At 67.8% G+C, this 15,439-nt stretch carries 12 protein-coding genes; 11 read left to right on the top strand and 1 reads right to left on the bottom strand.

Features of this window, described 5'->3' with window-relative positions; all coding sequences use genetic code 11:
• Positions 1–159 precede the first annotated feature (159 nt).
• The 5 genes from HPC46_RS07390 to HPC46_RS07370 all read left to right on the top strand — a co-directional run bounded on the left by HPC46_RS07390 (position 160) and on the right by HPC46_RS07370 (position 5,735).
• Positions 160–2,103 carry a 2-oxoacid:acceptor oxidoreductase subunit alpha gene (locus tag HPC46_RS07390; RefSeq protein ID WP_179468346.1) on the top strand — a complete coding sequence of 648 codons (1,944 nt, stop codon included), beginning with the start codon at positions 160–162 and terminating at the stop codon, positions 2,101–2,103.
• Complete coding sequence (locus HPC46_RS07385) at positions 2,100–3,176, top strand: 2-oxoacid:ferredoxin oxidoreductase subunit beta (RefSeq protein WP_005145053.1); 1,077 nt, start codon at positions 2,100–2,102, stop codon at positions 3,174–3,176. Before HPC46_RS07390 ends, HPC46_RS07385 begins: the two co-directional genes overlap by 4 nt.
• Positions 3,177–3,194: 18 nt before the next feature.
• On the top strand, positions 3,195–3,770 hold the full coding sequence (gene mobA, locus HPC46_RS07380; protein WP_179468344.1) for a molybdenum cofactor guanylyltransferase: 576 nt from the start codon (positions 3,195–3,197) through the stop codon (positions 3,768–3,770).
• A gap of 957 nt (positions 3,771–4,727) precedes the next feature.
• Positions 4,728–5,063, top strand: coding sequence for a transglycosylase family protein (locus tag HPC46_RS07375; protein WP_036423442.1), 336 nt, complete (start codon positions 4,728–4,730; stop codon positions 5,061–5,063).
• Between the two features lie 180 nt (positions 5,064–5,243).
• On the top strand, positions 5,244–5,735 hold the full coding sequence (locus tag HPC46_RS07370) for a transglycosylase family protein (protein ID WP_179468342.1): 492 nt from the start codon (positions 5,244–5,246) through the stop codon (positions 5,733–5,735).
• On the opposite strand, the gene HPC46_RS07365 is transcribed toward HPC46_RS07370, so the two are convergent.
• Entirely contained in the window at positions 5,732–6,907 is a 1,176-nt protein-coding gene (locus HPC46_RS07365) for an FAD-dependent oxidoreductase (RefSeq protein ID WP_407665477.1), read from the bottom strand. The genes HPC46_RS07370 and HPC46_RS07365 overlap by 4 nt on opposite strands.
• On the opposite strand from HPC46_RS07365, the gene HPC46_RS07360 reads away from it, so the two are divergent.
• From HPC46_RS07360 to HPC46_RS07335, 6 genes are all read left to right on the top strand, one after another.
• Complete coding sequence (locus HPC46_RS07360) at positions 6,906–8,885, top strand: S9 family peptidase (protein ID WP_179468340.1); 1,980 nt, start codon at positions 6,906–6,908, stop codon at positions 8,883–8,885. The two genes, HPC46_RS07365 and HPC46_RS07360, sit on opposite strands and share 2 nt — an antisense overlap.
• A gap of 23 nt (positions 8,886–8,908) precedes the next feature.
• Positions 8,909–10,168, top strand: a complete 1,260-nt coding sequence (locus HPC46_RS07355) for a saccharopine dehydrogenase family protein (RefSeq protein ID WP_179468338.1) — start codon at positions 8,909–8,911, stop codon at positions 10,166–10,168.
• A gap of 44 nt (positions 10,169–10,212) precedes the next feature.
• Positions 10,213–10,758, top strand: coding sequence for a DUF937 domain-containing protein (locus HPC46_RS07350; RefSeq protein ID WP_179468336.1), 546 nt, complete (start codon positions 10,213–10,215; stop codon positions 10,756–10,758).
• Positions 10,759–10,811: 53 nt separating this feature from the next.
• On the top strand, positions 10,812–13,493 hold the full coding sequence (locus HPC46_RS07345; protein WP_179468334.1) for a valine--tRNA ligase: 2,682 nt from the start codon (positions 10,812–10,814) through the stop codon (positions 13,491–13,493).
• A 91-nt stretch (positions 13,494–13,584) separates the two neighbouring features.
• On the top strand, positions 13,585–14,991 hold the full coding sequence (gene folC / locus HPC46_RS07340; protein WP_179468333.1) for a bifunctional tetrahydrofolate synthase/dihydrofolate synthase: 1,407 nt from the start codon (positions 13,585–13,587) through the stop codon (positions 14,989–14,991).
• Positions 14,988–15,413 carry a DUF4233 domain-containing protein gene (locus HPC46_RS07335; RefSeq protein ID WP_179468332.1) on the top strand — a complete coding sequence of 142 codons (426 nt, stop codon included), beginning with the start codon at positions 14,988–14,990 and terminating at the stop codon, positions 15,411–15,413. The genes folC and HPC46_RS07335 overlap by 4 nt, the downstream gene beginning before the upstream one ends.
• Positions 15,414–15,439 lie beyond the last annotated feature (26 nt).

The following is a 15,439-nucleotide window of genomic DNA, read 5'->3' as shown; positions in this document are numbered from 1 at the left end:
CGGCGTGTCAACGACCAGGCGTGGTCTGGGTTGCCTAAGAAAGTGCAATAATCGGTACTGCGAGTGACAGCAACTCCTGGGCTGTCGATTCCGTCGGCGCGTCCAACCTGACAGCGACGCGGGATCCACACCCGGCGGGACAGGACGAAAGGCGGGGACGTGGGTCCCAACGGCAACGGTGCTTCGGGCAACCGGCAGAAGCTGGAAAAGGTCGTCATCCGGTTCGCGGGTGACTCCGGCGATGGTATGCAGCTGACCGGTGACCGGTTCACCTCGGAGGCCGCGCTCTTCGGCAATGACCTTGCGACCCAACCGAATTACCCTGCCGAGATCCGCGCACCACAGGGCACGCTGCCCGGTGTCTCGTCGTTCCAGATCCAGATCGCCGACTACGACATCCTGACCGCCGGTGACCGTCCCGACGTGCTGGTCGCGATGAACCCCGCTGCGCTCAAGGCCAACATCGGCGACCTGCCGCGCGGTGGTCTGGTGATCGCCAACTCCGACGAATTCACCAAGCGCAATCTCGCGAAGGTCGGCTACGAGGCGAACCCGCTGGACAGCGGCGAGCTGTCCGATTACGTCGTGCAGCCCGTCGCGATGACCACGCTGACGCTGGGCGCCGTCGAGGCAATCGGTGCGACCAAGAAGGACGGCCAGCGCGCCAAGAACATGTTTGCGCTCGGGCTGCTGTCGTGGATGTACGGCCGTCCCATCGAGACCAGCGAGACGTTCATCCGCGAGAAGTTCGCCCGCAAGCCCGATGTCGCCGAGGCGAACGTCCTGGCGCTCAAGGCGGGTTGGAACTACGGCGAAACCACCGAGGCGTTCGGCACCACCTTCGAGATCTCCCCGGCCAAGCTCGCTCCCGGTGAGTACCGGCAGATCTCGGGCAACACTGCCCTGGCCTACGGCGTGATCGCCGCCGGTCAGCTCGCCGACATCCAGGTGGTACTCGGCACCTATCCGATCACCCCGGCGTCGGACATCCTGCACGAGCTGTCCAAGCACAAGAACTTCAACATCCTGACCTTCCAGGCCGAGGACGAGATCGCCGGCGTCGGTGCGGCGATCGGTGCGTCCTACGGCGGCGCGCTCGGCGTGACAAGCACGTCGGGCCCCGGTATCTCGCTGAAGTCCGAAGCCATCGGCCTGGCGATGATGGCCGAGCTGCCCCTGCTGGTGATCGACGTGCAGCGCGGTGGCCCGTCCACCGGTCTGCCGACCAAGACCGAGCAGTCCGACCTGTTGCAGGTGATGTTCGGCCGCAACGGCGAGTCGCCGGTCGTCGTGCTGGCCGCCAGCACGCCCTCGGACTGCTTCGAGGTGGCCATCGAGGCCGCGCGGATTGCGCTGACCTACCGGACGCCGGTCATCCTGCTGTCCGACGGCGCGATCGCCAACGGCTCGGAGCCGTGGCGGATCCCGGACATCAATGACTTCGAAGCGATCGAGCCCAACTTCGCCAAGGCCGGCGAGGATTTCGCACCCTACGCTCGTGACCCCGAGACGCTGGCCCGCCAGTTCGCAATTCCGGGTACGCCGGGACTCGAGCACCGCATCGGCGGGCTGGAGTCGGCCAACGGATCCGGCAACATCTCCTACGAGCCGGCGAACCACGACCTCATGGTTCGGTTGCGCCAAGCCAAGATCGCCGGGGTCAAGGTGCCCGATATCGAGGTGGACGACCCGACCGGTGACGCCGAGCTGCTGATCCTGGGCTGGGGAAGTTCGTTCGGACCGATCGGTGAAGCGTGCCGCCGTGCGCGCCGCCGCGGCATCAAGGTCGCGCGGGCCCACCTGCGTCACCTCAACCCGATGCCGGCCAACCTCGGCGAGGTGCTGGGCAAGTATTCGAATGTGGTGGTCCCGGAAATGAACCTCGGCCAGCTCGCGCTGCTGCTGCGCGGTAGGTACCTGGCTGACGTCCATTCGGTGACCAAGGTGGAGGGCATGGCGTTCCTGGCCGACGAGCTGGAGGGCATCATCGATGCCGCCCTCGACGGGACGCTGGCCGAAAAGGAAAGCGACAAAGCGAAATTCGCCCGGCTTGCGGCAGCTACCGTGAGTACCGGCACAGTTGGCGCAGGAGTGAACGGATGACTGACCTGATCGGCTCGGATCTGCTGGCACCCGGCGTGTCGAAGACGGCATGGGTGCCGACCACCGATGAGCCGCAGAAAGCCAAGGATTTCACCAGCGACCAGGAGGTGCGCTGGTGCCCGGGCTGCGGTGACTACGTCATCCTCAACACGATCCGCAACTTCCTGCCGGATCTGGGTCTGCGCCGCGAGAACATCGCGTTCGTCAGCGGCATCGGCTGCTCCAGCCGTTTCCCGTACTACCTGGAGACCTACGGCTTCCACTCGATCCATGGTCGCGCTCCGACCATCGCGACCGGCCTGGCGGTGGCCCGCCCGGATCTGTCGGTCTGGGTGGTCACCGGCGACGGCGATGCCCTGTCGATCGGTGGCAACCACCTGATCCACGCGCTGCGCCGCAACGTCAACATCACGATCCTGCTGTTCAACAACCGGATCTACGGTTTGACCAAGGGGCAGTACTCGCCGACCTCCGAGGTCGGCAAGGTCACCAAGTCCACCCCGATGGGCTCGCTGGACTATCCGTTCAACCCGGTGTCGCTGGCGCTGGGCGCCGAGGCGACGTTCGTGGGCCGGGCGCTGGACTCCGACCGCAAGGGTCTGTCGGAGGTGCTGAAGGCCGCCGCCGAGCACCGCGGCGCTGCACTGGTCGAGATCATGCAGGACTGCCCGATCTTCAACGACGGCTCCTTCGATCTGCTGCGCAAAGAAGGCGCCGAGGAGCGGATCATCAACGTCCGCCAGGGTGAGCCGGTGACGTTCGGCGCCAACGGCGAGTACTGCGTCGTCAAGACCGGCTTCGGGCTCGATATCGCCAAGACTGCGGACGTCGCGGCCAGCGACATCGTCGTGCACGACGCGACGATCGACGACTCGGCCTACGCCTTCGCGCTGTCCCGGTTGAGCGAGCAGAATCTCGAGCACACCGTGATGGGTGTCTTCCGCCAGGTCAGCCGGCCGACCTACGACGACGCCGCCCGTGACCAGGTCCGGATGGCGCGGGAAGCCACCCCGCATGACCGGCACGCGTTGCAGTCATTGCTGCGCGGTCGCGACACCTGGACCGTTGACTAGCCGAGTCCAGACGCAATCGTGAGCACGCCCGCCCCGCTGGCCGCTGTGGTACTGGCTGGTGGGGCGTCGCGGCGGATGGGCCGGGACAAGGCCACGCTGAAGCATCCCGATCTGGGCACCACGATGGTGGAATACACCGTCGGCGTCCTGGGATCGCGCTGCGCGCCGGTGTTCGTGATCGCTGCCCCTGGTCAGGCGCTTCCCGAACTGCAGGCCGAGGTCCTGCGCGACGAGGTCCGCGGAGTGGGGCCGCTGCTGGCCACCGGCCGCGGGCTGCGAGCCGCTGCGGCCGCAGGGTTGGAGCGGGCGTTCGTCAGTGCGGTCGACATGCCGTTCCTGACCGCCGATGTCATCGACGAACTGACCGAATATCGGGGCGTCGACATCGTGCTGCCGTGGGACGGCCGGGATCACTACCTGGCCGGCATCTACCGCACCGACCTCGCCGACCACATCGAGGCCCTGGTTGCCGCCGGCGAGCGCAGCATGCGAGCGCTGGCCGAAACCGTCGTCACCCAGCGGGTCGTGTTACCGGCAGGCCCGTCGCTGGCTAACGTCAATTCCCCGGCGGACCTTCAGCAAATAGCCCATTAAATTGGTAGTTGCGCGCAATTTTGCCGTCAATGTCGAATTGCGATTTATCAATTCGACATAGTGCGTTCATCGCCGGTTTTTGAGACGCTAGATCCGCTGGGCCGGAACGCATCTCGGCCGGCGACATTCTCAGAAACGACCCGATATCCGGCCACTTCGCCTCCGCCTCGCGCGCAGGCGGTTGTTGTGGCCATCATGCCCGTGGCGTGCCTGGACCCTTGGTCGCCGGCTCGGGCCCGAGGTCTGGGTAGGCCTCGAACGCGCCTGGCGCGCAAGTCATTCTGCGTGATCCGGCAGGGTCCGCGTCCTCGCGGCCGACGGGTGTCGAGTTCGCCGGCTCGCCTTCCGTTGGTGAAAGCACCTTGCCGACAAGAGCTTTGGGCTCAACCCTTGGCGCGGTTCGGCGGGCCGTGCAGCTAACGAATTGGGTACATCGGCGCTCGCGATGCCGAAATCGCCTGTGTCGGCGGCGCGGACTCCCCGCAGAGGCGCGCTGCGCCGCCCAAATCATGTGGCCGGGGCCACAAATAGTGCGTGATTTAAATCACAAAATTGACGGGCGTGTCAATGTAATGCCTGGTCGCGAAACGCCGCGATGACCTGCACAGACCACGCATAGGTTCGGCTCGTGATCGTCCTGTTATCGAACCGATATAAGCGTGTCGTTGATGTGACTTCCTCTAATCCACTTTGTACGGTCCTACCCGGTCCCTATGGGAGCAAACATCTCCACCGATAACTCCAGAAATTGAACCCTGCGTGTGAGCGGGGCCGGGAGGCCGCAACGGCCTTCTGTGGATCGCCGGGTGAACAAGCCCCGAGGTGATTCCCGTCGGCCGCGCTGTCGTGCCCGACCGAGACGGCACGACCCGTAGTCCGGAAGCCCTGGCAAAGGGCTGAACCCCGTCCGACGACGACGGGATGGCACTCGGCGCGTGCATGGCGAAAGGAAAACTCTTGAAGAACGTCCGCACCACACTCGTACGCTCCCTCGGGATCGCCGCGATCGGCGGCGCCACCGTGGTGGCCCCGATGATCGTCGGCACCGGTACTGCCTCGGCTGATGGCATGAACTGGGACGCGGTCGCGGCGTGCGAGTCCGGCGGCAACTGGGCAATCAACACCGGCAACGGCTACTACGGCGGCCTGCAGTTCGCCATGGGCACCTGGCGTGCCAATGGTGGCACGGGCTCCCCGCACCTCGCGTCGCGCGACGAGCAGATCCGCGTGGCCGAGAACGTGCTGCGCAGCCAGGGCCGGGGCGCGTGGCCGGTCTGCGGCCGTCGCGGCTGAGCCAGCTCTATTCAGGGTGGCGCCGGATCTACGGATCCGGCGCCACCCTTATTTCTTGCGCAACTCTCTTATCAAAATTCTCAGGAAGATCAAGCGACACGCCTGTAACAGGTGCATCACAAGCTGCGATTCACATCACAGCGGCACACCAGTGCCCCCTTTGTCGGGAAGGGAAAACCAATGAGCACTTTGCGCAGGATCGTCACCCTCGCAGTCATCTCCGGAGCGCTGGCCCTGGCCGGATTCGTTCTGAGCATCGGAAATGCCGCCGCTGACAGCGGTGTGAACTGGGATGCGGTCGCACAGTGCGAGTCCGGCGGCAACTGGGCCGCCAACACCGGCAATGGCTTCTCCGGCGGCCTGCAGTTCAAGCAGGCGACCTGGACCGCCAACGGTGGCGTCGGTGCCCCGCACCAGGCCACCCGCGAAGAGCAGATCCGGGTCGCCGAGAACGTCGCCCGCAAGCAGGGCATGGGCGCATGGCCGTCCTGCGGCAAGGCCGCAGGCACCCCGGCGTTCGCCACCCCGGTCTCCGGTGGCGCCCCCGCCCCGGCTCAGGGCGCTTGCGCCAACGTGCTGAGCGGCCCGTTCAAGTCGGTCGACTTCAACAAGATGTGCCAGGCCTTCCACGACCCGGGCCGCGCCATCGCCAACGCCCTCGGCCTGCGCTAGCGGCGACCGGGCAGCCGAAACGCCGAGCCGGCTGCGATCGACGCCAGATGACGGGTCACCGCGAATTCCGGCAGCACCACCGTGGCCCGGCTGGCCAGCGCGCTGAGCGCCGCGGGCCGTAGGTTCACCATCCGGCCGATCAGCCGCGACTCGGCGACGATGGCGCTGACCCGACGCCTCCGAAACGCCGCGAATCCGGCGAACGCGCGGGGCAGATCGGGGGCCAGGTCGACGAACGCGCCCAGCACGGCGGCATCCTCGAGCGCCTGACAGCCGCCCTGGCCCAGATGTGGGCGCATGGGGTGGGCGGCGTCGCCGACCAGTACCACGGGCCCCGAGGCCCAGCGCTGGGCGGTGGCGCGGTCGTAGAGGTCGTTGCGCAGGACCCCGGCGGGATCAGTGGCCGCCAGCATCGCCGGAATGGGCGCGGCCCAGGCAGCCAGCTTGGTGCGCAGATAGGCCAGCTCGCCCTGCGGGCAGGTGGCGCCCTCGGGCGCCCGTTCGGTGGCGAACCAATAGGTCTGATCCGGCCCCATCGGGACGTGGCCGACCTCAGCCCCGGCCGCCATGGTCTCGCCGGCCAGATCGGCGTCGATCGCCAGGGCGGCCACCCCGCGCCAGGCCGTGTAGCCGGCGTAGCGATGCGGCAGCGGGCCGTTGAGGTGGCGGGCCACCACTGAGCGGGTGCCGTCGGCGCCGACGACGGCCTGCACGTCGCGGGTGGCGCCATCCGTGAGGTGCAGGCGCACGCCGGTGGTGGTCGTGCTGAGCTCGCGGACCGCGACGCCGTCGACGACGGTGCCCGGCGCCAGCGCCCCGGTCAGGATGTCGCGCAGGGCGGCGCGCTGCAGGACGACCAAGGGTTCGCCCAGCGCGGTGACGATCCGCTCGCCGGAGGGGCGGCGCAGCCAGGTGCCGTCCTTCCAGCGCATGGCGCCGGCAGTGATCCGGCCGCCGGCCGCCCGCACCTGGTCGCCGAGGCCGAGCTGGTCGAGCGCGGCGAGGGCATTGGGCCAGATGCTGATGCCGGCGCCCGAGCTGGTGTCGGTCCGCTCCTCGATCACTGTGACCGAATGTCCCCGGTGCGACAGTGCCGCGGCCGAGGCGAGCCCCGCGATGCCCGCTCCCACGACAGCGATGTCGGCCATCTCCTGAACGTAACGTGTGCTCATGACTTCGGGTGCCTTCGACGATCTCGACGACTACCTCGCTCTGCCGCGAGTCTCCGGCTTGGCGGTATCGGCGGACGGTTCACGCGTCGTCACCACCATCGCCGAACTCAATACCGCCAAGACCGAATTCATCAGCGCGGTGTGGGAGCTCGACCCGGCCGGGGTGGCACCCGCGCGCCGGCTGACCCGCGGCGCCAAGGGGGAATCCGCGCCGGTCTTCACCGCCGACGGGGATCTGCTGTTCACCTCGGTCCGGCCGACCGAGGACGACGACAAGCCGCCTGCCGCCTTGTGGACGCTACCTGCCGCGGGTGGTGAGGCCACCCAGCTGGCCGAGCTGCCCGGTGGAATCGGCAGCGTGCGGGCCGCGCGCGCCGCGTCGGTCGTCGTGATCGGGGCGCCGTTGCTGCCGTCGGCCGACACCCTCGACGAGGAACGCCGGCTGCGAAAACTACGCAAGGACAACAAGATCAGCGCGATTCTGCACGCCGGCTATCCGGTGCGGCACTGGGACAAAGATCTGGGCCCGGAGGAGACGCACCTCTTCCGGGTCGCCGCCGACGGTGCTCTCACCGACCTGACCCGCCGGCCGGGCCAGGCACTCGGCGACACCGATTTCGTGGTGAGCCCGGACGGTACCTTCGCCGTCACGAGCTGGCGGGTGCCCGGCCCGCGCGCTGCGCTGCGTTCGGTTCTGATGCGCGTCGACCTGCAGACCGGTGAGCGTGCCGTCCTCGCCGAGGACCCCGTCGCCGATCTGGAGCATCCGGCCATCTCGCCGGACAGCACGGCGGTGGCGTTCACCCGCGAGACGGTGTCCACACCGGAGCTGGCGCCACGAATCACGCTGTGCCACTTGAGTTTGACCTCGGGGGAGTGGGCGGAGCTGGCCACCGGATGGGACCGCTGGCCGGCCTCGGTGAGCTGGTCTCCCGACGGTTCGGTGCTGCTGGTCACCGCCGACGACAACGGCCGGCACCCGGTGTTCGCGATCAGCCTCGACGGCGAGGTCCGGCAGCTCACCGTCGACGACTTCAGCTATTCCGACGTCGTCGCCGCACCCGGCGGCTTCGTCTATGCGTTGCGCACCTCCTATGCCGCTCCGCCGCACCCGGTGCGCATCGACCCGTCCGGCGAGGTCACCGCATTGCCGTGTATCGAATTGCCAACGCTGCCCGGTGAACTCACCGAGATTGTCGCCGCCGCCGACGGCACGCCGGTGCGGTCCTGGCTGGTGCTGCCTTCCACTGACGAGCCCGCCCCTCTGCTGCTGTGGATCCACGGTGGACCGCTGGGCAGCTGGAATGTGTGGTCGTGGCGGTGGAACCCCTGGCTGATGGCCGCACGCGGTTATGCGGTGCTGCTGCCCGACCCAGCGCTGTCCACCGGCTACGGCCAGCAGTTCATCCAGCGCGGCTGGGGCGCCTGGGGCGGGCCGCCCTACGAGGACTTGATGGCAGCCGTCGACGCCGCGGTGGCCGACCCGCGGATCGACGCCGGGCGCACCGCTGCGATGGGCGGTTCATTCGGCGGCTACATGGCCAACTGGGTCGCCGGGCACACCGACCGCTTCGCGGCGATCGTCACCCACGCCAGCCTGTGGGCGCTCGACCAGTTCGGCCCGACCACCGACGGCGCCTATTATTGGGCCCGCGAGATGACACCTGCCATGGCCCAAGCGAATTCGCCACACCGCTTCGTCGGCAACATCACCACGCCGATGCTGGTGATCCACGGCGACAAGGACTACCGGGTGCCCATCGGCGAGGCGCTTCGTCTCTGGTACGAGCTGTTGACCGAATCCGGGCTGCCGGCCGCCGACGACGGCACCACGGCGCACCGGTTCCTGTACTTCCCGTCCGAGAACCACTGGGTGTTGTCCCCGCAACACGCGAAGATCTGGTACCAGGTGGTGACGACGTTCCTGGCCGAGCACGTGCTGGGGGAGAAGCTGCAGTTGCCCGAAACCCTGGGCTGAACCCGGCGGGTATGTTGGCGCTCATGACGGCAGCGCAGCGGGAATTCGACATCGTCGTATACGGGGCGACCGGATTCGTCGGCAAGCTCACCGCCGAGTACCTGGCCCGCAAGGGTGGCGACGTCCGAGTCGCGCTGGCCGGTCGCTCGCCCGACAAATTGCTCGCGGTGCGGGCGACGCTCGGTGAGGCGGCCCAGTCCTGGCCGATCCTGACCGCTGACGCCGGATCACCGTCGTCGCTGAACGACATGGCTGCCCGGACCCGCGTCGTCATCACCACCGTGGGCCCGTACACCCGCTACGGCCTGCCGCTGGTGGCTGCCTGCGCGGCGGCGGGCACCGACTACGCCGACCTCACCGGTGAGGCGATGTTCGTGCGGCAGAGCATCGACGACTATCACAAGCAGGCCGTCGACACCGGTGCGCGCATCGTGCACGCGTGCGGATTCGATTCCATCCCTTCGGATATGAGCGTGTTCGCCCTCTACCGTCGGGCCCAGCGCGACGGCACCGGCGAACTCGGTGACACCGACTTCGTGCTGCGCGGATTCTCCGGCGGCGTGTCGGGCGGCACCGTCGCCTCGATGATCGAAGTGTTCCGCGCATCGTCGAACGACCCGAACACCCGGCGCATGCTCGAGGACCCCTACACGCTCACCGACGATCGCGCCGTCGAACCCGAACTCGGTCCCCAGCCCGACCTGCCGTGGCGGCGCGGTGCCAATATCGCGCCGGAACTGGCCGGGGTATGGACCACAGGTTTCGTGATGGCGATGTACAACACCCGAATCGTGCGGCGTAGCAACGCTCTTCAGCACTACGCGTACGGCCGCCGCTTCCGCTACGCGGAGAACATGAGTGTCGGGGACTCGGTTGCCGCGCCGGTGGTGTCGGCGGTCGCGAGTGCCGGCAACAATGGTGTGGTCGCTTTTGCCAGCCGATTCTTCCGCTTCCTGCCGAACCGGCTGGTCGAACGCGTCGCGCCCAAGCCCGGCACCGGACCCAGCGAGCAGACCCGTGACCGCGGCTACTACCGCGCCGAGACCTACACCACCACCGTGACCGGCGCGCGCTACCGCGCGACCATCGCCCAGCAGGGCGATCCGGGCTACAAGGCCACCTCGGTCATGCTCGGTGAATGCGGGCTGGCGCTGGCCCTCGACCGCGACAAGCTATCCGATCTGCGCGGTGTGCTCACCCCCGCCGCGGCCATGGGTGACGCGCTGCTCGACCGGTTCCCGGCCGCCGAGATTTCTCTGCAGACCGTCCGTCTCGACGACTAGAGTCGGCTGGCAGAGCCGCACATCCAGCGATGAAGGTGGGTACCATGGCCGGTCTCGATGATCTTATGAGTCAGATTCCCGTCGCGGATATCGCCGGCAAGCTGGGAGCGCCGGAAGGGGAAGTGAACCAGGCCATCCAGACCCTGGTACCCACCCTCGTCGGCAGCATCCAGCACAACGTCGTCTCCGACGACATCGACTCCACCGAGCTCGAATCGGCCATCGCCGCCGGTGACACCGGCCAGGGCGAGCAGTTCGTCGCACGGATCTTCGGGGGACACGACACCGGTCAGGTGGCCTCGGCGCTTTCCGGATCCGGCGCAGGGGGCGGCGACCTGATCAAGAAGCTGCTGCCGATCCTCATCCCGATCGTGCTGGCCTACCTGAGCAAGCAGACCGCCGGCTCGGCTCAGGGCGGGACCAGCGGTGGTGGGCTCGGCGACGTGCTGGGCAGCATCCTCGGCGGGGCGACCGGAGGCAGCGGCAACGTGGACAACCCGCTCGGGAGCATTCTGGGCAATGTTCTCGGCGGTCAACAGGGTGGCGCCACCGGCGACATCCTGGGCGGGCTGCTTGGCGGGAAAAAATAGCGCGGATTGCGGGCGGTCGGAAGCGCTGCGTCGCGCGTTCCTAGAATTGTCGGGTGACCACCACTGACGACTCTCGCGCCGACGCCCTGCCCAAGTCCTGGGAACCGGGGTCGGTAGAGACGGGGATGTATCAGGGCTGGGTCGACGCCGGCTACTTCCAGGCCGATGCCACGAGCGACAAGCCGGCATATTCGATCGTGCTGCCGCCCCCGAATGTCACCGGCAGCCTGCACATGGGTCACGCGCTGGACCACACCTTGATGGACGCGCTGACCCGGCGTAAGCGGATGCAGGGCTATGAGGTGCTGTGGCTGCCCGGGATGGATCACGCCGGCATCGCCACCCAGAGCGTGGTGGAGAAACAACTCGCCGTCGACGGCAAGACCAAAGAAGACTTCGGCCGTGAACTGTTCGTCGAAAAAGTCTGGGACTGGAAGCGCGAATCCGGCGGCACCATCGGCGCCCAGATGCGCCGCCTCGGCGACGGCGTGGACTGGAGCCGGGATCGCTTCACGATGGACGAGGGTCTGTCCCGCGCGGTCCGCACGATCTTCAAGCGGCTCTACGACGCCGGCCTGATCTATCAGGCCGAGCGGCTGGTCAACTGGTCACCGGTGCTGGAGACCGCGATCTCGGATCTCGAGGTCAAATACTCCGACGTCGAGGGCGAGCTGGTGTCGTTCCGGTACGGGTCGATGAACGACGACGAGCCACACCTGGTGGTGGCCACCACCCGGATCGAGACGATGCTCGGTGATACCGCGATCGCGGTGCACCCCGACGACGAGCGCTACCGGCACCTGGTCGGTCAGACCCTGCCGCACCCGTTCCTGGACCGGCAGATCATCATCGTGGCCGACGCGCACGTCGACCCCGAATTCGGCACCGGCGCAGTCAAAGTCACTCCGGCACACGACCCGAACGACTTCGAGATCGGGATGCGGCACAACCTGGCGATGCCGTCGATCATGGACACCAAGGGCCGGATCGCCGACACCGGAACACAATTCGACGGTATGGACCGCTTCGAGGCCCGTGTCGCGGTGCGTGAAGCGCTGGCCGCAGAGGGTCGCATCGCCGCCGAGAAGCGGCCGTACCTGCACAGCGTCGGGCACTCCGAACGCAGCGGCGAGCCGATCGAGCCCCGGCTGAGCCTGCAGTGGTGGGTGAAGGTCGAATCGATGGCCAAGGCGGCCGGCGACGCGGTCCGGGGCGGTGACATCGTGATTCACCCGAAGAGCCTGGAACCGCGATGGTTCGCCTGGGTCGACGACATGCACGACTGGTGCATCTCACGTCAGCTGTGGTGGGGGCACCGCATTCCGATCTGGCACGGCCCCGATGGCCAGAAGGTCTGCGTCGGGCCTGACGAAACCCCGCCGGAGGGCTGGGAGCAGGATCCCGACGTGCTGGACACCTGGTTCTCTTCGGCGCTGTGGCCGTTCTCCACGATGGGCTGGCCCGACCGCACGCCCGAACTGGAGAAGTTCTATCCGACAAGCGTTTTGGTCACCGGCTACGACATTTTGTTCTTCTGGGTGGCGCGCATGGTGATGTTCGGCACGTTCGTGTCGGGCGACGAGACGATCACGCTGGACGGCGCGCGCGGACCGCAGGTGCCATTCGAGAACGTCTTCCTGCACGGGCTGATCCGCGACGAGCACGGCCGCAAGATGAGCAAGTCCCGCGGCAATGGGATCGATCCGCTGGACTGGGTGGAACTCTTCGGCGCCGATGCGCTGCGGTTCACCCTGGCCCGCGGCGCCAGCCCCGGCGGCGACCTGTCCATCGGTGAAGACGCCGCCCGCGCCTCACGCAACTTCGCGACCAAGCTGTTCAACGCCACCCGGTTCGCGCTGATGAACGGCGCCGCACCGGCACCGCTGCCGACTGCCGCCGACCTCACCGACGCCGACCGCTGGATCCTGGGCCGCCTGGAAGAGGTTCGGGCCGAAGTGGATTCGGCCCTCGACAGCTACGAGTTCAGCCGGGCCTGCGAATCGCTCTACCATTTCGCCTGGGACGAATTCTGTGACTGGTACCTGGAGCTCGCCAAAGTCCAGCTGGCCGAGGGACTTACCGACACCACCGCCGTGCTCGCCGCGGTGCTGGACACGCTGCTCAAGCTGCTGCACCCGGTGATGCCGTTCGTCACCGAGGCGTTGTGGAAGGCGCTGACCGGCGGGTCCGGGGCGAGCGAAGCGACGGGAAAGGCGAAGTCGCTGGTGATCGCGCAGTGGCCGGCCGCCTCGGGGATTGCGCTGGATCCGGTTGCGGCGCGGAGGATCGCCGATGTGCAGAAGCTGGTGACCGAGATCCGGCGGTTCCGCAGCGATCAAGGCCTGGCGGACCGGCAGAAGGTTCCCGCCCGGCTATCGGGTATCGGCCAGGCGGGCCTGGACGGCCAGGTCGCACCGGTCACCGCGCTGGCGTGGCTGACCGACGCGAGCGCAGACTTCAACGCCAGTGCGCACATCGAGGTGCGGCTGTCGTCGGGCACCGTCAGCGTCGAGGTCGACACCTCGGGCACCGTCGACGTGGCCGCCGAACGTCGCCGTCTGGAGAAGGACCTGGCGGCCGCGGAGAAGGAATTGGCAGGCACCACAGCCAAACTCGGCAACGAGGCGTTCCTGGCCAAGGCACCCGAAGACGTCGTCGCCAAGATTCGCGGCCGTCAGCAGGTTGCTCGCGAGGAGGTCGAGCGCATCACCGCCCGACTGGCTGCGCTGGCATGATCCAACCACTCTGTATTCGAGTGAGCACTGAGGGCGAAAATATCGCCGAAATCGCGTCGTGGACGCTCACTCAACGGGTTATGGGGCGCAAGTGACCGAACCGCCGACACCCGACGAGATCGCCGCGCTGCTCCAGGTCGAGCACCTGCTCGACCAGCGCTGGCCGGAGACCAAGCTCGAGCCCAGCACGGCACGCATCGAGGCGCTGATGGAGATGCTGGGCTCACCGCAGCTCAGCTACCCGTGCATCCACATCGCCGGAACCAACGGTAAGACCTCGGTGGCGCGCATCGTCGATGCACTCATGACGGCGTTCAGCCGCCGGACCGGACGCACCACCAGCCCGCACCTGCAGTCCGCCGTCGAGCGCATCGCCATCGACAACGAGCCGATCAGCCCGGCTCGCTACGTCGAGGTCTACCGCGAGATCGAACCGTTCGTGCACATGGTCGACGCGCAATCTGTCAAAGATGGCGGACCGGCGATGAGCAAGTTCGAAGTGCTCACCGCGATGGCGTTCGCCGCGTTCGCCGACGCACCCGTCGACGTCGCCGTCGTCGAGGTCGGGATGGGCGGGCGGTGGGACGCCACCAACGTCGTCGACGCACCCGTCGCGGTGATCACGCCGATCGGAATCGACCACACCGAGTACCTCGGTGACACGGTCGCTGAGATCGCCGCCGAGAAGGCCGGCATCATCGGCTCGCCGCGCGGCGAGCTGGTCCAGACCGACACCGTCGCGGTCATCGGCCGCCAGGTGCCCGAAGCGATGGAAGTGATTCTGGCCCAGGTGGTCTCCTCCGATGCCGCGGTCGCACGCGAGGACTCCGAATTCGCTGTGTTAGGCCGCCAGGTCGCCGTCGGGGGACAGGTGTTGCAGCTGCAAGGTCTCGGCGGGGTGTACTCCGACATCTTCCTGCCGCTGCACGGCGAGCATCAGGCCCACAACGCCGTCGTGGCGCTGGCCGCGGTCGAGGCGTTCTTCGGGGCCGGGGCCGACCGCCAACTCGACGTCGACACGGTGCGGGCCGGATTCGCCGCGGCGGTCAGCCCCGGCCGGCTCGAACGGATGCGCAGCGCGCCGAGCGTCTTCGTCGACGCCGCCCACAATCCCGCCGGAGCCGCCGCGCTCGCCGACGCGCTCGCAACAGAGTTCGACTTCCGGTTCCTCGTCGGCGTGCTCTCGGTGATGGGGGACAAGGACGTCACCGGCATCCTCACCGCGCTGGAGCCGGCGTTCGACCAGATCGTCGTCACCCACAACGGGTCACCCCGCGCACTCGAGGTCGACGCCTTGGCGATCCGGGCTGAGGAGGTCTTCGGACCCGACCGGGTGCTGCGCGCCGAAACCCTGGCCGACGCGATCGAGACCGCCACCGCGCTGGTCGAGGAGTCCGCGGCCGATACCGACGGATTCGCCGGCACCGGGATCGTCATCACCGGTTCGGTGGTGACCGCGGGCGCGGCGCGCACCCTGTTCGGGAAGGACCCGCAATGAGCGACACGCCCGACGTGCCCCAGTCCGATGTCGCCGGCCCAGCGGCCTCACCGCCCGACCCCTGGAAAAGTTTCCGCGGCGTCATGGCCGGCACCCTCATCCTCGAGTCGATCGTGGTCCTGCTGGCGCTGCCCGTGGTCGGCATGGTCGGTGGTGGGCTCACCGCATGGTCGACGTCATACCTGGTCGGGTTCGCGGTGTTCCTGGTCCTGCTGTCCGGCGTGCAGGGCAGGCCGTGGGCGGTCTGGCTGAACCTGGGTGTGCAGCTCATCCTGGTCGCCGGATTCGTCGTGTACCCGGCCGTGGGGATGGTCGGGGTGGTCTTCGCGATCGTGTGGGGGATCATCGCCTACCTGCGCGTCGAGGTTCTGCGCAGGCAGCGCCGGGGCTTGCTGCCCGGCCAGCAGCGACCACCTGACTGACGGGTACGCTGTGCGCCGTGACCGCG

The organism is Mycolicibacterium vinylchloridicum (assembly GCF_013404075.1).
Lineage (GTDB): Bacteria > Actinomycetota > Actinomycetes > Mycobacteriales > Mycobacteriaceae > Mycobacterium > Mycobacterium vinylchloridicum.
This window is presented reverse-complemented; position numbering and strand designations above follow the sequence as displayed.

What these genes read in the sequence shown, in the direction of transcription:
- HPC46_RS07385 (WP_005145053.1), top strand. Translation starts at nt 2,100, where the DNA reads ATGACTGACCTGATCGGCTCGGATCTGCTGGCACCCGGCGTGTCGAAG.
- HPC46_RS07370 (WP_179468342.1), top strand. Translation starts at nt 5,244, where the DNA reads ATGAGCACTTTGCGCAGGATCGTCACCCTCGCAGTCATCTCCGGAGCG.
- HPC46_RS07360 (WP_179468340.1), top strand. Translation starts at nt 6,906, where the DNA reads ATGACTTCGGGTGCCTTCGACGATCTCGACGACTACCTCGCTCTGCCG.
- HPC46_RS07365 (WP_407665477.1), bottom strand. Translation starts at nt 6,907, where the DNA reads ATGAGCACACGTTACGTTCAGGAGATGGCCGACATCGCTGTCGTGGGA.
- HPC46_RS07355 (WP_179468338.1), top strand. Translation starts at nt 8,909, where the DNA reads ATGACGGCAGCGCAGCGGGAATTCGACATCGTCGTATACGGGGCGACC.
- HPC46_RS07350 (WP_179468336.1), top strand. Translation starts at nt 10,213, where the DNA reads ATGGCCGGTCTCGATGATCTTATGAGTCAGATTCCCGTCGCGGATATC.
- HPC46_RS07335 (WP_179468332.1), top strand. Translation starts at nt 14,988, where the DNA reads ATGAGCGACACGCCCGACGTGCCCCAGTCCGATGTCGCCGGCCCAGCG.